Annotated in this window: 18 protein-coding genes, 1 tRNA gene and 1 pseudogene; 7 read left to right on the plus strand and 13 right to left on the minus strand. The window is 55.3% G+C overall.

The genetic code is table 11. The features are described 5' to 3' along the window. Window positions 1-3: 3 nt before the first annotated feature. Complete coding sequence (locus H7R56_RS03415; RefSeq protein ID WP_106927095.1) at window positions 4-2022, minus strand: NADPH-dependent 2,4-dienoyl-CoA reductase; 2019 nt, start codon at window positions 2020-2022, stop codon at window positions 4-6. A gap of 145 nt (window positions 2023-2167) precedes the next feature. After that, entirely contained in the window at window positions 2168-3559 is a 1392-nt protein-coding gene (gene ygjG / locus H7R56_RS03420; protein WP_181358002.1) for a putrescine aminotransferase, read from the minus strand. A 346-nt stretch (window positions 3560-3905) separates the two neighbouring features. On the opposite strand from ygjG, the gene H7R56_RS03425 reads away from it, so the two are divergent. Beyond that, the gene (locus tag H7R56_RS03425) at window positions 3906-5426 is read left to right on the plus strand and encodes a methyl-accepting chemotaxis protein (RefSeq protein WP_106927091.1); all 1521 of its coding nucleotides are present in this window, start codon (window positions 3906-3908) and stop codon (window positions 5424-5426) included. Here H7R56_RS03425 and H7R56_RS03430 read toward each other — a convergent pair. Further along, a complete protein-coding gene (locus H7R56_RS03430; RefSeq protein WP_106927089.1) occupies window positions 5423-5992 on the minus strand; it encodes a PadR family transcriptional regulator in 570 nt (189 codons plus the stop codon). The genes H7R56_RS03425 and H7R56_RS03430 overlap by 4 nt on opposite strands. 236 nt (window positions 5993-6228) lie before the next feature. Between H7R56_RS03430 and H7R56_RS03435 the strand changes: the two genes are divergently transcribed. The 4 genes from H7R56_RS03435 (at window position 6229) to H7R56_RS03450 (ending at window position 10689) form a co-directional block, all read left to right on the plus strand. Next, window positions 6229-6993 (plus strand): siderophore-interacting protein, encoded by a 765-nt coding sequence (locus H7R56_RS03435; protein WP_106927087.1) that lies wholly within the window; start codon window positions 6229-6231, stop codon window positions 6991-6993. A gap of 491 nt (window positions 6994-7484) precedes the next feature. Then, complete coding sequence (locus H7R56_RS03440; RefSeq protein ID WP_106927085.1) at window positions 7485-9038, plus strand: peptide MFS transporter; 1554 nt, start codon at window positions 7485-7487, stop codon at window positions 9036-9038. A gap of 180 nt (window positions 9039-9218) precedes the next feature. Then, the gene (locus H7R56_RS03445) at window positions 9219-9518 is read left to right on the plus strand and encodes a DUF1889 family protein (protein WP_106927083.1); all 300 of its coding nucleotides are present in this window, start codon (window positions 9219-9221) and stop codon (window positions 9516-9518) included. A gap of 784 nt (window positions 9519-10302) precedes the next feature. Further along, window positions 10303-10689: a hypothetical protein gene (locus H7R56_RS03450; RefSeq protein WP_106927081.1), complete on the plus strand. Its 387-nt coding sequence runs from the start codon at window positions 10303-10305 to the stop codon at window positions 10687-10689. A gap of 64 nt (window positions 10690-10753) precedes the next feature. Here the strand turns inward: H7R56_RS03450 and H7R56_RS03455 are convergent, their stop codons facing one another. The 6 genes from H7R56_RS03455 to H7R56_RS03480 form a co-directional block, all read right to left on the minus strand. After that, complete coding sequence (locus H7R56_RS03455) at window positions 10754-11824, minus strand: ABC transporter ATP-binding protein (protein ID WP_106927079.1); 1071 nt, start codon at window positions 11822-11824, stop codon at window positions 10754-10756. Then, on the minus strand, window positions 11817-13586 hold the full coding sequence (locus H7R56_RS03460; RefSeq protein WP_106927077.1) for an ABC transporter permease: 1770 nt from the start codon (window positions 13584-13586) through the stop codon (window positions 11817-11819). The genes H7R56_RS03455 and H7R56_RS03460 overlap by 8 nt, the downstream gene beginning before the upstream one ends. A gap of 78 nt (window positions 13587-13664) precedes the next feature. Next, entirely contained in the window at window positions 13665-14708 is a 1044-nt protein-coding gene (locus H7R56_RS03465; RefSeq protein WP_413774315.1) for an ABC transporter substrate-binding protein, read from the minus strand. A 196-nt stretch (window positions 14709-14904) separates the two neighbouring features. After that, window positions 14905-15606, minus strand: a complete 702-nt coding sequence (locus H7R56_RS03470) for a response regulator (RefSeq protein WP_106927073.1) — start codon at window positions 15604-15606, stop codon at window positions 14905-14907. Next, complete coding sequence (locus H7R56_RS03475; protein ID WP_106927072.1) at window positions 15599-17251, minus strand: ATP-binding protein; 1653 nt, start codon at window positions 17249-17251, stop codon at window positions 15599-15601. The genes H7R56_RS03470 and H7R56_RS03475 overlap by 8 nt, the downstream gene beginning before the upstream one ends. A gap of 210 nt (window positions 17252-17461) precedes the next feature. Then, window positions 17462-17537, minus strand: a tRNA-Ile gene (locus tag H7R56_RS03480). A gap of 126 nt (window positions 17538-17663) precedes the next feature. Here H7R56_RS03480 and mug point away from each other — a divergent pair. Beyond that, entirely contained in the window at window positions 17664-18170 is a 507-nt protein-coding gene (gene mug / locus H7R56_RS03485; protein ID WP_106929606.1) for a G/U mismatch-specific DNA glycosylase, read from the plus strand. 165 nt (window positions 18171-18335) lie between these two features. Here the strand turns inward: mug and rpoD are convergent, their stop codons facing one another. The 3 genes from rpoD to rpsU form a co-directional block, all read right to left on the minus strand. After that, window positions 18336-20180, minus strand: a complete 1845-nt coding sequence (gene rpoD, locus H7R56_RS03490) for an RNA polymerase sigma factor RpoD (RefSeq protein WP_106929608.1) — start codon at window positions 20178-20180, stop codon at window positions 18336-18338. A 153-nt stretch (window positions 20181-20333) separates the two neighbouring features. Next, a complete protein-coding gene (gene dnaG, locus H7R56_RS03495; RefSeq protein WP_106929610.1) occupies window positions 20334-22076 on the minus strand; it encodes a DNA primase in 1743 nt (580 codons plus the stop codon). Window positions 22077-22190: 114 nt separating this feature from the next. Beyond that, window positions 22191-22406, minus strand: coding sequence for a 30S ribosomal protein S21 (gene rpsU / locus H7R56_RS03500; RefSeq protein WP_001144069.1), 216 nt, complete (start codon window positions 22404-22406; stop codon window positions 22191-22193). A gap of 236 nt (window positions 22407-22642) precedes the next feature. Between rpsU and tsaD the strand changes: the two genes are divergently transcribed. Continuing rightward, complete coding sequence (gene tsaD / locus H7R56_RS03505) at window positions 22643-23656, plus strand: tRNA (adenosine(37)-N6)-threonylcarbamoyltransferase complex transferase subunit TsaD (protein WP_106929612.1); 1014 nt, start codon at window positions 22643-22645, stop codon at window positions 23654-23656. Between the two features lie 83 nt (window positions 23657-23739). Here the strand turns inward: tsaD and H7R56_RS03510 are convergent. Continuing rightward, window positions 23740-24545, minus strand: a pseudogene (locus tag H7R56_RS03510) (IS5 family transposase). Window positions 24546-24557: the final 12 nt, after the last annotated feature.

A 24557-nucleotide genomic window follows, 5' to 3' on the forward strand; every position in this document is an offset into this window, starting at 1 on the left:
CCGCTAAATCCCCAGCGCCAGCTTCGTTCCCTGCGCAATAGCCCGTCGTGCGTCCAGTTCACCGGCCACATCGCTGCCGCCAATCAAATGCACAATCTTCCCTGCCGCCAGCAGCGGTTCTTGCAGCGCGCGGTTCGGTTCCTGCCCGGCGCAGATAATGACGCTATCTACCGCCAGCAGCTGACTTTCGCCGCCGATTTCCACGTGTAATCCCGCATCGTCGATCTTCTGATAGCTGACTGCCGGGATCATCTTCACGCCGCGTGAAAGCAGGGTGGTGCGGTGGATCCAGCCGGTGGTTTTGCCTAACCCCTCGCCCGGTTTGCTGGCTTTACGCTGTAGCATCACAATCTGTCGCGGGCTGCGGGCCAAATGCGGACCTTCCGGGCGCAGGCCGCCCGCCTGCTGCAGGCTAGTATCGATCCCCCATTCCACGCAGAATTCGGCAATATTCTGGCTGGTGGGGTTGCCCGGCTGGCTGAGATACATGGCCGTATCAAAACCGATGCCGCCGCAGCCAATAATGGCCACACGTTGCCCAACCGGCGCTTTGTCACGCAGTACGTCCAGATAGCTCAGCACCTTCGGATGGTCGATCCCCTCGATCGGCGGCGTGCGTGGCGAGATCCCGGTGGACAGGATCACTTCATCAAAGCCGAGTAAGTCGTCGGCGTTAACGCGCCGGTTTAGCTCCAGGGTCACGCCGGTGACGTCGATCATGCGGCGGTAGTAGCGCAGCGTCTCGTAAAACTCCTCTTTGCCGGGGATCTGTTTGGCGATATTAAACTGCCCGCCGATCTCGGCGCTGCCGTCGAACAGCGTGACGTGATGGCCGCGTGCAGCGGCGTTGATCGCAAAGGCAAGGCCCGCGGGACCCGCGCCGACCACCGCCAGGTTTTTACGCACGACGGCAGGGACGATCGGCATTTTGGTTTCATGACAGGCGCGCGGGTTCACCAGGCACGAGGTCACTTTACCGACGAAGATCTGATCCAGGCAGGCCTGATTACAACCGATACAGGTGTTGATCTCGTCGGCGCGCCCGGACTGTGCTTTGGACAGCAGCTCGGCGTCGGCGAGGAACGGGCGTGCCATCGACACCATATCGGCGTCGCCGCGCGACAGAATGTCATCAGCGACCTGCGGATCGTTAATACGGTTGGTGGTGACCAGCGGGATCGTCACCCGGCCTTTCAGCTTGCGCGTCACCCAGCTAAACGCACCGCGCGGCACCGGCGTCGCAATGGTGGGGATCCGCGCTTCGTGCCAGCCAATACCGGTATTGATGAGCGTTGCGCCTGCCGCTTCAATCGCCTGTGCCAGTTGGACGGTTTCATCAAAGATGCTGCCCTTATCGACCAGATCGAGCATCGACAGGCGATAGATGATAATAAAATCGTTACCTACCCGCTGGCGTACCGCGCGAACGACTTCGACGGCAAAGCGCATGCGGTTGGCGTAGTCGCCGCCCCATTGATCGTCGCGCAGGTTGGTGCGGGCGGCGAGAAATTCGTTGATCAGGTAGCCTTCCGATCCCATCACCTCCACGCCGTCATAGCCTGCCTCCCGGGCCAGCTGAGCGCAGCGGGCAAAATCGTCGATCAGCATCAGGATTTCCTGGTGGGTGAGCGCGTGTGGGGTGAAGCGGTTGATCGGCGCCTGAAGGGCCGAGGGTGCCACCAGGTTTGGCTGATAGCTGTAGCGGCCGGTGTGCAGAATTTGCAGGGCAATTTTACCGCCTTCCTGGTGTACCGCATCGGTAATCGTGCGGTGATGCGGCAACTGGCTGACATCGTTAAGCATCGCGCCGCCCGCCATGCCTACGCCGGTGGGATCGGGGGCTATCCCGCCGCTGACGATCAGCGCCACGCCGTGGCGCGCGCGCTCGGCGTAAAAGGCGGCCAGGCGCTCAGCGCCGTCAGGGTACTCCTCCAGCCCGGTATGCATAGACCCCATCAGCACACGGTTTTTCAGCTGGGTAAAACCCAGATCGAGCGGGGCGAACAGCGACGGATAGCTCATAAGAATGTCCAGTATGTGAAATTATTGTTATGTGGTCGGATGAGTTACTAATTTAGCCGTCGGCGGGGAAAAGGGAAAAGGGGATTGCGATGATTGTGATGGGATTCAAAGAACGCCCCCCTACGCTGTCGTAGGGGGCGTGAGTTTACTGCTCGGTGGTAAGCTGATCCTGGCTAACGCGCAGAGCTGCCAGCGCTTTACGTGCCGCTTTCAGCACCTGGTCACACTGTTCCATCGTCAGCGTTAACGGCGGCTCAACGCGGATAGTTTTCGCGTTGTTGAGCGTGCCGGCCACCAGAACGCGCTGGCGGAACATCTCGCTGGCAAAGTTGTAGCCGATTTCGTTATCGAGAAACTCGATAGCCATCAGCATCCCCTTACCGCGCGCTTCCCGCACCAGGTCTGGATATTCACGCGCCATTGAGCGGAAACCGTCCAGCAACATATCGCCCTTCTGTTCCGCCTGGGCAGGCAGATTTTCAGTCAGCAGTACGTTGATGGTTGCCAGCGCTGCCGCGCAGGCCAGCGGATTGCCGCCAAAGGTGGTTGTGTGCAGGAACGGGTTGTCGAACAGCACGGAGAACACCTCTTCGGTGGCGATTGTGGCACCGATCGGCATGACGCCACCGCCAAGGGCTTTCGCCAGGCACAGAATGTCCGGCTGCACGTTTTCATGCTCACAGGCGAACATTTTACCGGTACGGCCCATGCCGGTTTGCACTTCATCAAAAATCAGCAGCGCGCCAAACTCGTCGCACAGCTTACGCACCGCGGGCAGATATCCCTGCGGCGGCAGGATCACACCGCCTTCACCCTGAATAGGCTCCAGAATTACCGCCGCGACGTCGTCGCCCGTTTTCTGGCACTCGCTGAGCATCGTGCGCATCGCGTCAATATTGCCGAACGGTACGTGGCGGAAGCCTGGCAGCAACGGCATAAAGGGCTTGCGGAAGGTTGACTTGGCGGTGGCGGAAAGCGCGCCAAGCGATTTACCGTGAAACGCACCGCTGGTGGCGATAAAGGTAAATTTGCCGCGCGGCGATTGATACGCCTTCGCCAGCTTCAGGGCGGCTTCGACGGACTCGGTGCCGCTGTTGCTAAAGAAGCTGTATTTCAGTTTGCCCGGTGCCAGTGCGGCCAGCGTTTTGGCGAGCATGGCGCGCAGCGGATCAAGCAGTTCCTGGCTGTGAAGCGGCTGTTTGGCGAGCTGATTCTGTACGGCGGAAACCACAGTTGGATTACGGTGCCCCACGTTGAAAATACCAAAACCGCCCAGGCAATCCAGAAACTCCTGGCCCTGGGTGTCGACAAGCGTATTTAATCCTCCCGCCTGCCACTCTACGGCTCCGTAATCCCCACCGGCAGTTACAGATTTTCGGTACTCTAAAAACCCCGGATTCACATGCTCTTTAAAGTATTCCCTGACCTCCTGGTTAAGTGCTTTCATCTCCTCATGGTCAAGCGTGCGCTTTTCAATGAGATTCAGTGCGTGTGCGCTGCAGGCTAAAGCCGATGCGCTGGAAGGTAACCTGTTCAAAATATGCTCCTGGGGGTCACGTATCACACGATACTGAGATTAAGTATTGCAGGGATTACGCCACTTCAGTGGCGGCAATGAAAATCGGGATAAACGCCTGTGAAGAACGGGGGTGTACAAGATTTAATCGTCCAGCGCAGCGGAGGGGCATTTGGGGGCGGTATCGGCAGAGGGCACGCTGCGCCATGAGAGGGCAGGTTTTGCGCCAGGATAGCGCGGCATAAAAAAAGTAGGGCTTTTGCTCATTTTGCGATCTAACGCAAAATTAACAATTAAGATTAATTAAAATCCCTCCGATATAACAATTGTAATACATTTTCTTTCTGCACCTGAAAAGGATGTCCGTATGTCTACCCTGTCCGATCTGAACGCGTCCGCCTCCCTGCTGGACGAACACACCACGCTTATGTCGACCACCGACCTCAATAGCTACATTACCCACGTCAACGATGACTTTGTGAAGGTCAGCGGCTACAGCCGCGAAGAGATGCACGGCAAACCGCACAACCTGGTGCGCCACCCGGATATGCCCAAGGCGGCGTTTGCCGATATGTGGCGCACGCTCAAGCAGGGGGAACCGTGGAGCGGCATTGTCAAAAATCAGCCAAAAAACGGCGGCCATTATTGGGTGCGCGCGAACGCTATCCCGCAGGTGCGTAATGGTAAAACGATCGGCTATATGTCGATTCGGACGCGTGCGACGGCCGAAGAGGTGGCCGCCGTCGAGCCGCTGTATCAGGCGCTGCGTGAAGCGCGCAGCCATAAACGCCTCGATAAAGGTCTGGTCGTAAGCAAACGCTGGTGGGGCCGTCTGTCTGCGCTCCCGCTGCGCTGGCGCGCCAGAAGCGTAATGCTGGGATTTTATCTGCTGCTGGCGGCGAGTCTGCTGGCGCTGAGCGCGCCGGTGTCGGCGGTACTGGTGTCAGCGCTGATTCTGCTGCTGACAACGGCGGTGTTTGAATGGCAGATCGTTCGCCCGATTGAAAACGTTGCGCGTCAGGCGCTGAGCGTTGCGACCGGCGAGCGTAATAGCGTAGAGCATCTGCAGCGTAGCGATGAACTGGGGTTGATGCTGCGCGCCGTAGGCCAGCTGGGCCTGATGTGCCGCTGGCTGATTAACGATGTCTCAAGCCAGGTCAATAGCGTGAGCAACGGCAGTGATGTGCTGGCGCGCGGTAACGAAGACCTGAATCAGCGCACGCAGGAAACGGTGGTTAACGTCCAGCAGACCGTGGCCACCATGAGCCAGATGGCCACGTCGGTGCAGAATAACTCGCAGACCGCAGCGGAGGCCGACAAGCTCTCGCTGGCCGCCAGCGGCGCGGCGGCGCAGGGCGGCCAGGCGATGCACCGGGTGGTACAGACGATGGAAGAGATTGCCGACAGCACCCAGCGTATCGGCTCGATTACGACGTTGATTAACGATATTGCCTTCCAGACCAATATCCTGGCGCTAAATGCGGCAGTAGAAGCCGCGCGGGCGGGAGAGCAGGGGAAAGGGTTTGCGGTCGTGGCCGGCGAGGTGAGACATTTGGCCAGTCGAAGCGCAACGGCGGCCAACGAAATTCGTCAACTGATAGAAGCCAGCGCCAGCAAGGTACGGTCGGGATCCGAGCAGGTGCATGCGGCAGGGCAAACGATGGATGACATTGTCTCGCAGGTACAGAATGTCACCCAACTGATTGCACAGATTAGCCAGTCAACCTCCGAGCAGGCGACCGGGCTTTCTGAGTTAACCCGTGCGGTATCGAAGCTCGATGAAATCACCCAGATGAATGCCGGGCTGGTGGCGGAAAGCGCCAACGTATCGGCGATGGTTAAGCACCGCGCCAGCCGACTTCAGGATGCCGTCACCGTACTGCACTAATCCAGCTGTGAAATCTCCAGCGCCGCGCGGTCGATGACGCCGACAATCTGCTTGAGCTGCGCGTCGCTGATTTCTTCCTGGTTAACTTTCAGGTCGAGTACGGCCTTGAAGTTATCCAGGGCGCGCTTCATTTGTGGGTGCTTACGCAGTTCGTGACCGACCATTCTGGCCTTCAGACGCACCTGAATCTGCGCCAGCTGTTCTTCGCTCTCCGCCAGCGCCTGCGTTCCTTCGGCGGTAATGGCGATCTTTTTGCGGCCGCCATCCTCTTCGTGCACGGTAATCAGCCCCTGATCTTGCAACAGATCAAGCGTCGGATAGATCACTCCCGGGCTCGGGCTATAGTGGCCCTGGGTCAAGGCTTCAACGGCCTTAATCAGCTCGTAGCCGTGGCTGGCGTTATCCTTCACGATGTTGAGAATGACCAGACGAAGCTCACCGTGGCCGAAGAAACGCTGGCGACGTCCGCCGCCGTGGCCCTCACCATGCCCGCCGCGGTGTTCGCACTCGCGATGCCCGCCGCGATGACCACGGCCACGATGTTCAGTATCAGAGAAAGGTTTCATTGTTTTTTCCTTATCGTTATTTAGATATATCTAATTTATATCTAATAATGATGATTTAGCAATGCAGAAATAAGTAATTTTTTTAATTGATTGATAATATTTGTTATTTTTTGTTGTGTCGGTTTTTTGTTACTCATTTATCGCTATATCATAAAAACTGCTTGCTTTCTGTTTAACTAGCAATCATTATCATTTGCAAATTGTTTAGATATATCTATTTATGAGAGAGACGCCAGATGAAAGAAAAAAAGTACCCACAGCGCGTACGTAATGAACTTCGCTTTCGCGAACTGACGGTGCTGCGCGTCGAGCGTATCAGCGACGCTTTTCAGCGCGTTGTGCTGGGCGGTGAAGCGCTTGATGGCTTTAGCTCGCGCGGTTTTGATGACCACACCAAGCTGTTTTTCCCTGAGGCCGGGATGAACATCACGCCGCCGACGGTGACTGATGAAGGGATTGTGTGGGCCGAAGGCGTTCGCCCACCGTCGCGAGACTACACGCCGCTGTACAACGCTGAGCGTCATGAACTGGCCTACGATTTCTTTATTCACGAAGGGGGCGTCGCCAGCCGCTGGGCGATGAATGCCAAAGTGGGCGATACGTTAACCCTCGGCGGGCCGCGCGGCTCGCTGATTGTGCCAGAAGATTATGCATGGCAGCTTTACGTTTGCGATGAAACCGGTCTGCCGGCGCTGCGTCGCCGCTTGATAGCGCTGAGTGCGCTAGCAAAGCGCCCGCAGGTGACTGCGCTGGTGATGGTGGGGAATACGGCGGACAAAGCCTATCTGGCCGGATTTGATGACGTGAACATCGAGTGGATTAGTGGATATGATAGCGCCGCCGTGGCCGCGCGGTTGGCGCAGCTTAAGGTTCCTGAGTCAGATTACTTTATCTGGCTGACCGGCGAGGGTAAGGTGGTCAAAAAACTGACCGACGATTTTGTGACCGACGACCTCGACCCTCAGTTGGTGCGTTCCAGCGCCTACTGGCACGCAAAATAACGCTATTTTTCCTCCTGCGGCCGCCGATGATTTTGCTGCGGCTGCCGATATCAATGGCGCGTTCTTGCGCCATTTTCAAGGCCTCCCGACAGCAGCAATCTTGCTGCGATCATTATTGCCACTTATCGGTTATGTACCGTTGAAGAGGCTATTTTCCCTACTTTTTATACTTTTATTTTCCCCATCTTTGACGCAATTATTGTCGAGTTTTGATTTGATAATTGTTTGTTTTATATGGTAAATAAAACAATGTTTGCATGATATTGTGATGTCAATCACCTTAAGCGTTTTGCCAATGCAAAATCTATAAAACTAGATGTTTGTCGAGTTTTAATCTAAAAATAGCGGTGAAGGGGCTAGACATGACCATATTATGGTTATCAAATGGTTAAAAAACACCGAGCTTAATGTGAAATTTCGACAAAATTAGAAAATGACTAGCCTGCTTACACGACTTACCTGCGTTACAACGCACCTTCTCTGGAGAAACTATGCATTCCTCTGTTAACAAACACGAAAGCCGTACCTTTTTCGGTCACCCGTATCCGCTCGGGTCGCTGTTCTTTACCGAAATGTGGGAGCGCTTTTCGTTTTACGGCATTCGCCCGCTCCTGATCCTGTTTATGGCCGCGACCGTGTATGACGGCGGCATGGGGTTAGCGCGTGAGAATGCGTCGGCCATTGTGGGTATCTTTGCCGGCACGATGTACCTGGCGGCGCTGCCGGGCGGTTGGCTGGCAGATAACTGGCTTGGTCAGCAAAAAGCCGTATGGTACGGCTCAATTCTGATTGCGCTGGGTCACCTGTCGATTGCGCTCTCCGCCTTTATGGGCGACAACCTGTTCTTTATCGGCCTGATGTTTATCGTTCTGGGATCGGGGTTGTTTAAAACCTGTATCTCCGTGATGGTCGGTACGCTGTATAAAAAAGGCGACGCCCGCCGCGACGGCGGTTTCTCGCTGTTTTACATGGGCATCAACATGGGCTCGTTTATCGCGCCGTTGATTTCCGGCTGGCTGATCAAGTCACACGGCTGGCATTGGGGCTTCGGTATCGGCGGTATCGGGATGCTGGTGGCGTTGGTTATCTTCCGCGTGTTCGCTGTGCCGGCGATGAAACGTTACGACAGCGAAGTTGGGCTGGATTCCACCTGGAATAGCCCGGTCGCTAAGAAGAACGGCGTGGGGGCCTGGCTGCTGGCGCTGGCGGTTGGCGTAGCGGTCATTATCACTCTGATTGCCCAGGGTATCATCGTGATTAACCCGGTCGCGGTGGCGAGCGTGCTGGTGTACGTGATCGCCGCGTCGGTCGCGTTGTACTTCGTTTATCTGTTTGCCTTTGCGGGCCTGAGCCGTAAAGAACGCGCGCGCCTGCTGGTGTGTTTTATCCTGCTGGTGTCCGCCGCGTTTTTCTGGTCGGCGTTCGAGCAGAAGCCCACCTCCTTCAACCTGTTTGCTAACGACTACACTAACCGCATGATCGGTGATTTCGAGATCCCGGCGGTGTGGTTCCAGTCGATTAACGCGCTGTTTATCATTCTGCTGGCTCCGGTGTTTAGCTGGGCCTGGCCTGCGCTGGCGCGTCGGAACGTGCGTCCAGGCAGTATCACCAAGTTTGTTATCGGTATTCTGTGTGCGGCGGCGGGCTTTGGCCTGATGATGCTGGCGGCACAGAACGTGTTGAGCAACGGCGGGGCTGGCGTATCGCCGCTATGGCTGGTGGGCAGCATCCTGATGCTGACGCTCGGTGAACTGTGCCTGAGCCCGATTGGCCTGGCGACCATGACGCTGCTGGCGCCGGAAAGAATGCGCGGCCAGATGATGGGCCTGTGGTTCTGCGCCAGCGCGTTGGGTAACCTGGCAGCGGGCCTGATTGGTGGCCACGTTAAGGCTGACCAGTTGGACATGCTGCCGGATCTGTTTGCCCGCTGCTCTATCGCGCTGCTGATTTGCGCGGCAGTGCTGTGCGTGCTGATTGTGCCGGTACGCCGGATGCTGGAAAACAGCAAATCCAGCGCGGAGCAGAGCCCGACCACTCACGCCTGATTGTTCTTTCTGCGGTATCAGCCGGCGCTTGGGTGCCGGCTTTTTTTTGTCCGTAAAACGATAAAACGGGGGATACTTCACGAAAAAGTGCAATAACGTGAGCTGTTTCTTTGTAATCGCTGCTGATTCCGGGCAATAGTATAGACTTGTTTACTACGTGGTTAATTTAAGGACATGAATATGCCAGCAGTCATTGATAAAGCATTGGATTTTATTGGTGGTATGAATACGTCTGAGCCGGTGCCACAGTCTATGGACGAAAGTACAGCGAAGGGAATTCTCAAGTATTTGAACGAACTGGGTACGCCGGTGAGCGCTGCCGACATTACGGCACGAGGCGATCGCGATGGCTGGAACGCCGGGTTTACCCAGAAGGTTGTGGGCTGGGCCGAGAAGGTCGGCTCTGGCGATCATATGCTGATTAAAAACCCGGAATATTTTTCCGATTACATACGTGAAGAGCTGCGCGCTCTGGTATAAACAGTCCTGTATGCCGATAGGGCGGATGTGAAAGCATCCGCCTGCCGAAGCCACTCATTGTAGTGGCTTTTTGTTGCCTCAAATACCGATAAATAGCCCGGACAGCGAATACGATGATGGCGGTTATTTAATCTCTACGGCGGTTAAGCTATGCCATAAATGTGATTCAGTTGCCGTGAACTGCATTGTGGATATATTTTGTGGTGAACAGCGGAATTATCCTGAATTGGTTTTTATTATGATTTCAGATGCATTGATTAAAATATGAATTATTCAAAACCTTATTTTCATCTTCTCCTGCTTTGATTGTCAGGAAGGCAAGAAGGTGCAGGCGGCAAGCGCACTGTGAAAGATTCATTAGTCAGTTAATTATTTCAATGTTCTTCTGAAAAATAATGCCTTATCCGGTGCGTAACGTGGCAATATTATTCACGAAACAGTAAAGGGGCATTTCTATTAAATGGATTTCGTTCGAAATTCATTGTGTTGAATCATTTGTTATTTTTTAACAATATTATTTCCATTGAATAACAAAGTATAAATAACATGGCGTTTTTTTAGCGTTATGATCTTATTTTATACATGTTCATGTGTTTATTTATTAATGTTGTTTGAGCGTGATGCCGATGAAACATTCCAATATTAATGCGAGCAGTTTTAACCCCTGATTTCACGCATGATGTGGTTAGCGTTACCCATTTCAACATTCACAGCGACAGGCTAAAAAACCAGCGCACTTCTGGCGCCGGTTTTACTTTATTATAAGTTTAACAAGATATTACTAATGAGATTTCACATTCTGGCTGCCATAGTCATAACTACCGCGTCACATACCGCTTGGGCAAAACAGCACGCCGATGATTGTCTGCAGGTCGTGGGCCAGGCCTATGCCTTTATTGAACAAGCGCTAAAAGAGAAGCCCGAACTGGCATATTCCCCCGTTCGTACGAATGAAACGTCCGGCATGCTGATGGAGGCTTGTATGGACGGTATGACGCAAGGCCATCACCACGACACGGGCAAACTCACTATGTTATTTGAAAATGTCGAAACCGAGTCCCACAGACTGCATCCGAGCCTGGAGCAGTCGCGTTTTTTAGTCAACCACGAAGCGATGGCGCAGGCATATCTGGACGGTTACGAAATCGGTAACGATGGCGGGGCCCGCTAAGCGCGATGGCGGGATGCCGCTTATGATCGGGCTTCGGGGCGGCAATCGCCGCCCCTGTTTGTCGTCAGGATTTTGGAAACACCCAGACGTGCTGTTCCGGCAGTGCCAGATGACAGTGCTGTGAACCGCGTACATCGTTACCGTAAGCGCGGATAACAAAGTTATCGCCCGGCGTGCGGAACAGGTACTCCCAGCGGTCACCAAGATACATGCTGGTGAGCAGCGGCAGCGCCAGCTGATTCTCCCCCGGTCCCTCGACCAGCGCCACGCGCTCGACGCGGATCACCGCGGTGCCTTCATGACCCACCTGTATCCCTTCACCCGCCTGGCCCCACAGCGTCCAGCCCTGGCCTTCAATACGCGCTTTGCCGTCCCGAATCTCGGTCACTTTGCCGTGCAGCCGGTTGTTGCTGCCCATAAACTCGGCCGTGAAGAGCGTTTTCGGTGACCCGTACATCTCCTGCGGCGTGCCCTGTTGCTCAATTTTGCCGTTGTTGAGCAGCAGAATACGATCGGAAATTGACATCGCTTCGTTCTGATCGTGGGTCACCATCAGCGCAGAAAGCCCCAGTTTGATGATCAGCTCGCGCAGGAACACGCGCGCCTCTTCGCGCAGCTTCGCATCAAGGTTGGACAGCGGTTCATCGAGCAGAATCACGGGCGGGTTGTAGACCAGCGCGCGGCCAATGGCGACGCGCTGTTGTTGGCCGCCGGAAAGCTGGTGCGGGTGGCGCTTGCCCAGGTGTCCCAGACCCAGTTGATCCAGCACGTCCTGCACGCGTTTGTTGATCTCCGGGCCGGGAACCTTGCGCAGCTTCAGCGGATAGGCCACGTTCTCAGAGACGGTTTTGTGCGGCCACAGGGCGTAAGACTGGAACACCAGCCCCAGATTGCGCTCTTCGGCCGGAATTTCGCTGCGCGGCGTGCCGTCGTAGACTTTGCGATTGCCGATGGTAATTGCGCCCTGCGTGGGCTTTTCCAGCCCGGCCACCGCCCGTAGCAGCGTGGTTTTCCCGCTGCCCGAGGGGCCCAGCAGAGAAACCACTTCGCCGCGTTTAAGGTTCATGGTCACGCCCTTTAACACCGGGTTATCGCCGTAGGTTAAGTGCAGGTTTTCGACCGATAATTCAATCATGTAATTTCACTCCAAAACGAAGGGCCACACCCAGACCGACCACCACCAACAGAATGTTAATAAACGAGAGCGCAGCAACGATATCAATTGCGCCAGCCGCCCACAGGGACACCAGCATCGAGCCGATGGTTTCCGTCCCCGGCGACAGCAGGTAAACGCCCGTTGAGTATTCCCGTTCGAAGATCAGGAACATCAGCAGCCATGAACCAATCAGGCCGTAGCGTGAAAGCGGAATGGTGACGTGGCGGGTGATTTGTCCACGCGTCGCGCCGGTACTGCGCGCCGCTTCTTCCAGCTCCGGCCCGACCTGCAGGAGCGTTGAGGAAATCAGCCGCAGGCCGTAGGCCATCCACACTACCGTGTAGGCCAGCCAAACGCTGAAAATGGTGCTACGTAACGAGCGCAGCCAGACTATCAGGGTATCGCGCAGCCACTGTGACCACGGCATGCCCGAAAGCCAGCCGGATTTCAGCGCGTTATCGAGCCACATCGGCAAAAACAGGAAGACCCACAGAAATGCCAGACCGGCGAGCAGGCCTGGTACCGCACGGGGGACCAGCACGCTGTAGTCGAGGAAGCGCGTGGTGTTATCCGGTTTACGGTGCATCGCGATGCCAATAAACAGATAGCAGCCCACCGCCAGCGCGCCGCCGATCACGCCAATGGCCATGGAGTTGACGATGGCCCGCAGCAGGTTCGGCTGCGCCCAGATGGTGCGGAACGTATTGAGCGAGAGCTCGTCCCAGAGCGACACGCCAACGCCCCAGTTGGAGATAAAAGCGCGGAGCACCACGCCCATCAGCGGGACGCCGATGGTCACGGTGAGCCAGAAGGCGACTACCGCCCCTGCCACCCAGCGCCATTTCCCCAGCGGCAGCGCGCGCGCCTGTGAGGCCTTTCCCTTCATGGTGACAAAGCGGTTCGCCGTACGCATCAGGCGGCGTTGCAGCATGACAAGCGGAATAGTCAGGCAGATAAGCACCACCGCCACCGCGGCCATCAGATGGTAAGACGGCGTACCAAGCTTATTGGTGAGCTGATACAGGTAAGTCGCCAGTACCATGTTGCCTTCCGGATCGCCCAGCACCAGCATCAGGCCGAAGACTTCCAGGCCGAGGAAAAACAGCAGCACAATGGCATACAGAATGGACGGCCGGACCATCGGCAGGCTGACCGAGGTCATGACCTGTAGCGGAGACGCACCGGCGATCCGCGCGGCTTCTTCGACGTCCGAACTCACGCTGCGCAGCGCCGAAGAGATGTACAGATAGGCGTGCGGAACGTGGGTCAGCCCGGCGATGACCACGATGCTCGACATGTCGTAAATGTTCCACGGGACGAAGCCGATCAGCGACTGCGCCCACAGCGACAGGAAACCCACGGGACCGGCGGCGACCACGTAGCCAAATGCCAGCACCATCGGCGAGACAAAAATGGGGACCAGGATCAGCGGTTCAATTAACCGTCTGCCGGGGAGATCGGTGCGCACCATCAGAAACGCCAGCACGCCGCCGAGAGGGATGGCGATGATGACGAGGCCGAAAGCCAGAATAAACCCGCTTTTCAGCGCCTTGTAGAAGTCAGGGTCGGTAAAAATGAAGCCGAAGGATTCCAGGCTCCAGGTCTTTGCCGGTGAAAAGAAGGGCGCGGACAGGAAGCCTTGGATCACAATAAAGGACAGCGGCGTGTAGATAACCAGCGCGGTGAGCAGCACGACGACGCCGCGCGGCAGGCTTTGCCACTTTCTGCGTAATGCATTCATAAGCGAAGAGATCCGATAACACGAATTCAGGTAGCGAGCAGCAAGCGCGCCGGCGAACGGCGCGCTTAGGTTACGCGTTTATTTGGCCGCGGCTTCACGCCACTGTTTGATGTAGTCCAGACGTTTTTTCGGCTGCAGGTATTCAAGCAGCGACTCATCAACCGGGATCGGTTTCAGCGCGTTGCCCAGCATTTTGGTCATGCCGTCGATGTCATTTTTGCCATCGATGTCGTTACGGATGGAGGGGATATCCGCTTGGTTGGCCAGAATGTTTTGCCCTTTTTCAGACAGAACGTAGTCCAGCCACAGTTTTGCGGCGTTAGCATGTTCTGCCTGCTGGCTGATGAAGGAGACGCGCGACAGCACCAGGGTGTAGTCCTTCGGATAGGCAATGCCCAGCGACGGATCGGTTTTGGCTCGCGCTTCAGCGTAGGACCCCAGGATATTGAAGCCAATTAAGTTTTCGCCGGAGGATACCCGCTCCATCATCGTGCCGGTAGATGACTGCACGGCTAAGCCGCCTTTAGCGACATCGGCCAGCGTTTTGAAGTAGTGCGGATCGGCCTTGTAATCCTGTACCGACAACATGAAGCCGAGCCCGGATTTTTCGATATCGTAAGTGGTGACCTTACTTTTAAATTTGTCGACCTGGCTGGCGATCAGCTTGGCCAGCGCGGCGTGAGAATCCGGCACTTCATTCACCGGGATGAGGCGCTTATTGTAGATAAACACCACCGGCTCGTAGGTGGTGCCATAGGCTTTATTGCTCCAGACCGCCCATTTTGGCAGTTGGCTTTGTTCCGGCGAAACGTACTGCTGGGCGTAGTCGGTCGCCAGCTTCAGCGCGGTGTCCATCGAGGAGCTCCAGACGACGTCGCCGCTGCCGCCACCGGCGGCCTGTTCACTGATAAAGCGATTGTACAGCTCGGTGCTGTTCATATCGTTGTATTCGACTTTGATGCCGGGATAGAGGGCTTCAAAACCCTGAATAAGCGGCCCGGCCGCTTTGGTGTCGGTGGTAGAGTAAATCACCACTTTGCCTTCTTTCGTGGCGGCATCAACGACCTTCTGATAGTCGGCCGGATAGCCCTGCGGCAGAGCGGACAGCGCGGAGGATGACATGAACACAGCAGCAGAGAGCAGAGAAATACGGAATACGTTCGACATTATTATTAACCTTTTAGTTACGTTTGAGGAACTAAAAGTCAACATAGCTGACGCGGCAAAGGTGACAAGAGGGGGGCCAGCGCGGGCTGGCCGAAATGTGATAGTTGGCGTTTTTTCAGCAATTAACACCATAGAAACCGCGTGCGCGAAGTTAATTAGCGTCGTTTTTTTTACGGTATAAACGGCGTGGATGACCAATATTGCCGTACTGAATTTCGATGGTAATAAAGCCGATTTCCACGCAGTATTCCAGATAGCGACGTCCTGTCGTTTTGCTTATCCCGGCTTCTTCTACGATCTGTTCGACGGACCAGCTAAACTCCGGGCGCTCGCTGAAAAGACGTTTGACGCGTGCCAGCGTGGCGGGCTCGATCCCCTTTGTCGACGGTGCTGCTGAGGCATCGCCTGCGGGTAAATTAAACAGTTTGTCCAGCGCGCGCTGGTCGACAACCTTCACCTGGCGCAGCGTGTGCTCCAACAGCATAAAGCGTTCAAGCGAAGCGCGCAGACGATGGGAAAAAACCGGCTTAATGAGATAGTCAAACGCGCCGCTGCGCATGGCATGGCTACAGGTTTGCATATCGCTGGCGGCGGTTATAAAAATGACGGCACAGCTAAACTGCTTGAGCAGCGGGCTGTCGATGAGTTCAACGCCCTGACCATCCGGTAAATAGTTGTCCAGTAGTACCAGACGCGGCTGGTGGCGGGAAATCAGCTCGCGGGCCTGTTCCAGCGAACCGGCGATGCCGACCACTCGCAGATGAAAATTTTGCTCAATATACTCCCGATGCAGCTGCGCCAGATGCGGCTCATCTTCAACAATCACAACCTCAAGAGGACGGATATCAGTCATAGGAAAATCCTGCACAAGGAGGGGCATTGAATGGGAGGAAAACCGTAAACACGGTTCCCTGCGGAGCGTTATCGCTCATTTCGATGCTGCCGCCGGCACGCCGGACGTAGCCCGCCACGAGGTAGAGGCCGATGCCATGTTCTGCACCGGTGAGTTCGCATCCTGTGGACGTCTTGCTGGTGAAGCCTTGCTCGAAGATATACGGCTTCATGCTTTCATCGACGCCGCAGCCCTGGTCGGCGACCTCGATAACCAGCTCGTGGTTTCTATCTGAAATGTAGACGTCAACCGGCGTGGCGCGTGCGGATGTTTTTAGCGTGGCATCGACGGCGTTATCCACCAGGTTGCCGATGACTGACATCAGCTCGGTTTCGCTCAGCCCTTCCGGCAGACGAGAAAGCTGGCAGGCCGGGTCGAAAAGTAGCTCTACGCCCTTTTCGCGGGCGCTAACATATTTCCCCAGCAGCAGGCCGCACAGGGCAGGAGAGACAAACTGCGTGGAGAGAAAATCCAGCACCTGCTGGGCACCTTCCGCCTGTACCTGAATGTAGCGTAGCGCATCGTCATAGCGCTGCATTTGCAGCAGGCCGACCAGCGTGGCGGTCCAGTTAAGCTGCTCATGGCGCATGATGCGCAGATTATCGGCGTAGCGGGTTACCTGACTCAGCTGGCTACTGAGCGTATTGATATCGTTTTTATCGCGAAAACTGAATACCCAGCCGCTGGGAACCCCGGGCTCGACTTCAATGGCGACCCGGTTGACGATGGTTTCCCGTTGATTCAGGACGGTGATGTGATCGTGATGGCGGCTATCATAAGCGGTATTACCCGGCGCAAAAAACGACGGCGGCAGTTGAATAACCTCATCAAGCGGCTTGCCCAGCAGCGCTTGCTCGCTGTGGGGAATATTGAGCATTTCCCTCGCGGCGCGGTTGATCAGGATTAATTGTTTATCGACGTTGACCGCAAACACCCCCTCATACATGGCCTCAAGCAGCGCTTTTTGCTGCAATACCAGTTGGGCAATATCTTTGGGCTCCAGGCCGAACATCTGCTTTTTCAGCGTGCGAGCCAGCAGCCAGGAAAAGATAAACAGCATCAGGAGCAGGGCGAAGCCATACAGCGCGGTTCGCCATAGCAAACGGGCGTTAATATTGGCGATATAAGAGGTGAGGTAGCCAACGGAGACGATACCGATAACCCGATGTTGGCTATCGAAAATGGGGGCTTTGCTGCGCAGCGACACGCCAATCCCTCCTTTACGCACCGAGATAATGGTTTTGCCGTTGAGTACGTCGCGGTTATCCCCGCCGATCATCGGCAGATTAAGGCGCTCCGGTGATTCCGAGTGGTACAGATGCTGTTCGTGAACGTCGCCAATCACAATATAGCTGGCATCGCTTTCGGCGCGCAGCGGCTGAATAAGCCGCGCAATGCCGGGAATATCGCGCTGCAGCACCTTTTCCGCAAGCCCGGGCATTAATGCTATCTCGCTAGCCTGTACGCGGGCGCGCTGACCTAAATCATGGTGCAACTGGCGGTCAATAAAGTGGAAGAGCAGCGTGCCCAATAGCGCCAGCAGCAGACAGGAAAAAACCACCAGTGCGAGAAAGAGCTTCACCTGGAAGGATAATTTGAGTTTCATAGGATCCGCAGCGGCCTGAGCTGAAAAGGGTCGTTCGGAAAGCCTATCATGCGAAAATCCGCAGCGTAATTGAGGGACTGCAGAGTTGTGAACTGCCTACGTTCTGTGATGATGGGCCGCGGTGGGGACAAAAAGGAGCCGGGTAGGAAAACCAACAAAAAAGCCACTTCGCTGGAAGTGGCTTAATGATATGACGTTAAAGCTAAAATTTGGTGGCCCCTGTTGGGTTTGAACCAACGACCAAGCGATTATGAGTCGCCTGCTCTAACCACTGAGCTAAGGGGCCAGGTAGCCGACGATTATAATGTAACAGCGGCCACCAATCCAGCGTTAAGCGCGCACATGCTGTTTTTATAAACAATGCATTTTCAATTCGTTATACTCGTCTCACGATGTATTAGTCGAGGATATTATGGTTAAGGACATTATTGATTCGGGGCTGCGGGTGCTGTTCTGCGGTATTAACCCGGGGCTGTCGTCTTCCTCACTGGGCTACCCCTTTGCGCACCCGGCAAACCGTTTCTGGAAGGTGCTACATCTGGCGGGGTTTACCGAACGCCAGCTAAAGCCGGAAGAGGCGGAGCAGATGCTGGAATTTCGCTGTGGCGTGACCAAGCTGGTTGAACGCCCGACGGTGCAGGCGAGTGAGGTCAGCGTGCAGGAGTTACGCAGCGGCGGGCAGGCGCTGATTGAGAAAGTTGAGCACTACAAACCTGCTGCATTAGCCGTTCTGGGTAAGCAGGCCTTTGAACGCGGCTTAGGGCAGCGCGGGGCGACGTGGGGCAAGCAGACGTACATGATTGGCGATACCGAAGTGTGGGTATTACCGAATCCGAGCGGATTGAGCCGGATTACGCTGGATAAATTGGTAGAGGCGTATCAGGAACTGGACGTGGCGTTGAAGGTGCGGGGCTTGTAGGCTGGATAAGCGAAGCGCCATCCGGCAGAGCCTGTGCAGATTGCCGGATGGCGGCGTACAGGCCAGAGTCGCCCGGCCAGGCGCAGCGCCGCCGGGGAATGTTCCGCGCTTAACAGGCAAAAAAAAGCTCCCAAAAGGGAGCTTTTTTGCATTTTACCCGGGCGATTAATCGTCCAGGAAGCTACGCAGCACTTCAGAGCGGCTCGGGTGGCGCAGCTTACGCAGCGCTTTCGCTTCGATCTGACGGATACGTTCGCGGGTCACGTCGAACTGTTTACCCACTTCTTCCAGCGTGTGGTCGGTGTTCATATCGATACCGAAACGCATACGCAGGACTTTCGCTTCACGGGCGGTCAGGCCGGCCAGAACGTCGTGCGTGGCGGCACGCAGGCTCTCGGTGGTCGCAGAGTCCAGCGGCAGCTCGAGGGTGGTATCCTCGATGAAATCACCCAGATGCGAATCTTCATCGTCGCCGATCGGCGTTTCCATGGAGATAGGCTCTTTAGCGATCTTCAGCACTTTACGGATCTTATCTTCCGGCATCAACATGCGTTCAGCCAGCTCTTCCGGCGTCGGCTCGCGGCCCATCTCTTGCAGCATCTGGCGGGAGATACGGTTGAGCTTGTTGATGGTCTCAATCATATGTACCGGGATACGGATGGTACGCGCCTGATCCGCAATAGAACGGGTGATCGCCTGACGGATCCACCAGGTTGCATAGGTGGAGAACTTGTAACCACGACGGTATTCAAACTTATCAACCGCTTTCATCAGACCGATGTTGCCTTCCTGAATCAGATCCAGGAACTGCAGGCCACGGTTGGTGTATTTTTTGGCGATAGAGATAACCAGACGTAAGTTCGCTTCAACCATCTCTTTTTTCGCACGGCGGGCTTTCGCTTCACCGATGGACATGCGACGGTTGATGTCTTTCACCTGCTCGATGGTCAGGCCGGTTTCTTCTTCAATCTGCTGCAGTTTCTGCAGGCTGCGCATAACGTCTTCTTTTACGTCGTGCAGCTTTTCAGACCACGGTTTGTTCATCGCGATAGCCGCGTTGAACCAGGTTTCGCTGGTTTCGTTGCCGGTGAACAACGTGATGAAGTTTTTCTTCGGCATTTTGCACTGTTCAACGCACATCTTCATGATGATACGTTCCTGGGTACGCACGCGGTCCATCATGGTACGCATGCTGTTGACCAGGTAGTCGAACTGTTTCGGTACCAGACGGAACTGCTTGAACACTTCGGACAGCTTCAGGATCTCTTCCTGAGCGGCAGCGTGGCTGCGGCCTTTGGCTTTGATCGTGTCGCGCGTCACTTCGTACTGAGTACGCAGCTCGGCGAATTTCTCACGCGCCAGCTCGGGGTCGATGCTGTTGTCGTCGTCGCTGTTGTCGTCGCTGTCTTCGTCTTCGTCTTCATCGTCGTCGTCCATCTCTTCCTGAGACAGCTCGGAGCCAACGTGCGTAGCGGTCGGTGCCATATCTTCTTCGGCATTCGGATCGACGAAACCGGTGATCAGGTCGGACAGACGGGCTTCTTCCGCTTCAACGCGATCGTACTGTTCCAGCAGATAGGTGATCGCTTCCGGGTATTCGGCAACGGAGCACTGTACCTGGTTGATCCCGTCTTCAATACGTTTGGCGATGTCGATTTCGCCTTCGCGGGTCAGCAGCTCTACGGTACCCATTTCGCGCATGTACATGCGCACCGGGTCGGTCGTACGCCCGATTTCAGATTCCACGCTGGACAGAACCTGTGCAGCCGCTTCTTCAGCGTCTTCATCAGTGTTGTTGGAGGTTTCAGCCAGCAACAGATCATCGGCATCCGGTGCTTCTTCCATCACCTGAATACCCATGTCGTTGATCATTTGGATGATGTCTTCGATCTGATCTGAATCGACGATATCTTCCGGCAGATGGTCATTGACCTCGGCATAGGTCAGATAGCCTTGCTCCTTACCACGTTGGACAAGAAGCTTGAGCTGTGACTGCGGGTTTTGCTCCATAAGACGGTATCCACACTTAATTCATTTGATTGGTGTCGGTCGGCGAACGAACCGCCGACATTTAAAGCGAGGGCGTACTTATATTCGTGCCGCTGCGCCTCGGGCGGCTGTCGGGGGCTTCCCGATAGGTATTCGGCAGTTAAGCCGTTAAATTCACTTTTTTTCCAGGGCCTGTCTTATTTCCCAGAATTCCCTGCGCTCTTCACTGCTCAAACCGTGCGTGCGATCGCGAGCTATCAACTCTTCCTGTCGCTGTTCAAGCATTGAATCAAAAATTCGGTTTAGCGTGTCGGTGAACATTTTTTCAACGTTCTCATCCTTTATATCGTTCCAGGTTGAGAGTTTTTCAAGTGTTGCGTATTCACTTGCTCCGCGATAATTCTCCAACAGCTGGCCGGTCGTCAGGCCCGGTTGCGCAACACACAGGTTCACCAGCTCGGTGAACAGGTTGAGCCCCGGCAGCTTTGCCTGCGCGAGCCCATGCATAGGAGGGACGAGCGGTGCAAGATTCGGGTTTTGCACCAGTAGCCCTATAAGTATACGCATAGGCGTCTGTTTTATCTGCTGAGGCGGGCGTACCACGCCACTTTCTGCCTGTTTTGGCATTAAACGATCAAGCGCCGCATCGTCGAAGATGCCGAGCTTCAGGCCCAGCGTCTGGCGCAGCTGAATACGGTGCGCGTCGCCCGGGACCTGGCTTATCAACGGCAGCGCCAGCGCGGCGAGCTGGGTACTGCCGTCCGGCGTACTCAGGTCAACCTGTGGTAAGAGGTTGTTAAATAAGAAGACGGAGAGCGGCTGTGCGTGCTCCATCCGTGCTTCAAAAGCCTCTTTACCTTCTTTGCGTACCAGCGTATCCGGGTCTTCACCTTCGGGTAGAAACATAAAGCGTAGCTGACGACCGTCGGTCATGTACGGCATGGCGGTTTCCAGCGCGCGCCAAGCGGCGTCGCGGCCGGCACGGTCGCCGTCGTAGCAGCAAATCACGTTGTTTGTCGCACGGAATAACATATGGATGTGGTCAGCAGTGGTCGACGTACCCAGCGAGGCCACGGCGTAGTTAATACCGTATTGCGCCAGCGCGACGACATCCATATATCCTTCGACAACCAGCAGCCGCGGTGGTTCAGCGTTATGCTGCTGGGCTTCATAAAGGCCATACAGCTGGCGACCCTTATGGAAAATATCGGTTTCCGGGGAGTTCAGGTATTTCGGCGTATCGTTACCGAGTACGCGGCCACCAAAACCTATTACCCGGCCTCGTTTGTCGCGAATCGGGAACATCACGCGATTGCGGAAACGGTCGTAGGTTCTTCCCTGGTCGTTATTGACCAGCATTCCGGCATCGAGCAACAGCTTTCTGTTGTCGACATTACCCCCGAAACGTTTTAAGGCGTTATCCCAGCCCGGCGGTGCAAAACCAATAGCAAACTGCTGGACAATCTCGGCACTCAGGCCGCGTTGCTCCAGATACTGGCGTGCTGGCTCGGCAATGGGTTGGGCGAAGGATTGCTGATAAAAATCATTTAACCCTTCCATTAGCTGATAGAGATTCTGGCGCTGATGACGCTCTATCTGGCTAAGGCCTGTTCCGGCTTCATACGGCACTTCAAGATTGTGCATGGCCGCCAGTTCTTCAACGGTTTCAACGAACTCGAGCTTGTCGTAGTTCATTAAAAAGTCGATGGCATTGCCGTGCGCGCCGCAGCCAAAGCAGTGGTAAAACTGCTTATCACCGTTGACGGTGAAAGAGGGGGTTTTCTCGTTATGGAACGGACAGCACGCATGGTAATTTTTGCCCTGCTTTTTTAGCTTCACCCGTGCATCGATCAGATCGATGATGTCGGTGCGAGCCAGCAGATCATTAATAAATACGCGTGGGATTCGTCCAGCCATAGGCCCCGTTTATTTGAAGACTTATAAACGAAAACAAGCCGCGCATTCCTTTCGGAAGCACGGCCTTGCAACTACAACTCGGTCTGCAACCTGAGAGCCGATGCTCTCAACAGATTAGTACAGACGAGTACGGCGTGCGTTTTCGCGAGCCAGTTTCTTCGCGTGACGTTTCACTGCAGAAGCTTTAGCGCGCTTACGTTCGGTAGTCGGTTTTTCATAGAACTCACGACGACGAACTTCCGCCAGAACACCCGCTTTTTCACAGGAACGCTTGAAGCGACGCAGTGCTACGTCGAACGGCTCGTTTTCACGTACTTTAATTACCGGCATGTAACTCTCACCTTTAATAAATTCGGTTTGCCGCTGGCATCAACGCCAGCTTATTTCAAAATGGTGCGGAATTTTACTGCAATTGCTGCTGCTTTGTAAAGCACCGACGCGATTTTGAGAGGGACTTTTATAAGGACAGGGAGTATACACGAGCGGAACTCCAGGGGCGAACAAAGTTTTACATCAACCGGCATTGGCCCTACACTGCGCGGTATTGAAACGAGGTAAATTTAGCCATGCGTGTACTGGGTATTGAAACATCCTGCGATGAAACCGGCATCGCGATTTATGACGACGAAAAAGGTCTCTTAGCCAACCAGCTGTATAGTCAGGTGAAATTGCACGCTGACTACGGTGGCGTGGTACCTGAGCTGGCCTCGCGCGACCACGTGCGTAAAACGGTTCCCCTGATTCAGGCGGCATTACAAGAAGCGAATCTGACGGCCAAAGATATCGATGCGGTGGCCTATACCGCCGGTCCGGGTCTGGTTGGCGCGCTGCTGGTTGGCGCAACGGTTGGCCGTTCGCTGGCGTTCGCCTGGAACGTGCCGGCGATTCCGGTACACCATATGGAAGGGCATCTGCTGGCGCCGATGCTGGAAGACAACCCGCCGGAATACCCGTTCGTTGCGCTGCTGGTCTCTGGCGGACACACGCAGCTGATTAGCGTGACCGGCATCGGTCAGTACGCGCTGCTGGGCGAGTCGATTGACGATGCGGCAGGGGAAGCCTTTGACAAAACCGCCAAGCTGCTCGGCCTGGATTATCCCGGTGGCCCAATGCTGTCGAAGCTGGCCTCACAGGGAACAGAAGGGCGCTTTGTCTTCCCGCGCCCGATGACCGACCGTCCGGGGCTGGATTTCAGCTTCTCTGGTCTGAAAACCTTTGCGGCCAATACCATTCGTAATAACGGTAACGACGATCAAACGCGAGCCGATATTGCCCGTGCATTTGAAGATGCGGTGGTGGATACGCTGATGATCAAATGCCGACGCGCGCTGGATCAAACCGGCTTCAAGCGCCTGGTGATGGCTGGCGGCGTGAGCGCCAACCGCACGCTGCGCGCGAAGCTGGCGGAAATGATGCACAAACGCGGTGGCGAAGTGTTTTATGCGCGCCCTGAATTTTGTACCGACAACGGCGCGATGATTGCCTATGCCGGAATGGTGCGCTTGAAAACCGGCGTGAACGCGTCGCTTGGCGTGACCGTCCGTCCGCGCTGGCCGCTGGCTGAGCTGCCTGCGGCCTGAGTCATGGTCATCACGATGAAAAAAGCCCTCTGTAACAGGAGGGCTTTTTTATGTCGGCTATTCGGCGTCTTTTGGCTTAGAGCCTATCCCAATAGGGTTTTGTTCCAGACAATGACACCACAGGCAAAATGCAGCATCGCCTCATAATTCTCGACCTTCTTCTCCCAACGAGTCAGGACACGGCGGTAGCGATTCATCCAACTGTGTGTTCTCTCTACAACCCAGCGGTGAGCCTTAAAATCCGTGTATTTGATGGCCTCTGACTCATCCTTTCGTGACTGGATATGAGGTTCATAGCGACGACTTTTCAGATACGATTCCAGCCATTCCGCTTCATACCCTTTGTCCATGCACAACCGGAGCCTCTTGCCCGGTCTGCCCGTCTGGAGGGCATCGAGCGTATCCGTAACCAACTTTATGTCGTGCGTATTTGCTCCGGCAACAACCAGTGCAAGCGGTAGCCCGTTCCCGTCAGTCATCAGACTGCGCTTTACGCCCTGTTTCCCCCGGTCTGTAGGGTTCCTGCCTGTTTTTTTGAGCCTGCCAGCGGTGATTTGGTTATACAACCATCCATCGACAGCCACGACCAGTCAATAGAGTCCAACTGTTCGCAAGCAAGCAACCCATTTTGCCAGAAGCGTTCAAATACTCCAGCATCTCGCCACTCCTGAAATCGGCGATGAGCAGAGCTTGACGAGCATATACCGGTGGCATTCAGCGCATTCCATTGGCAGCCCGTCCTGAGTACGAAGAAAATGGCGTTCATTGCAGCGCGATTATCAACCCGCTTGCGGTGCGTACCCAGCGGGTGTTGAGTTTTATGCTCCGGGATGAGTGGAGCCATTTTCTCCCAGAGTCCATCACTGATCTGCCACTTGTTGCCCGCCACGCTTCGCCCTCA

Source organism: Klebsiella sp. WP3-W18-ESBL-02, assembly GCF_014168815.1.
Lineage (GTDB): Bacteria > Pseudomonadota > Gammaproteobacteria > Enterobacterales > Enterobacteriaceae > Kluyvera > Kluyvera ascorbata_B.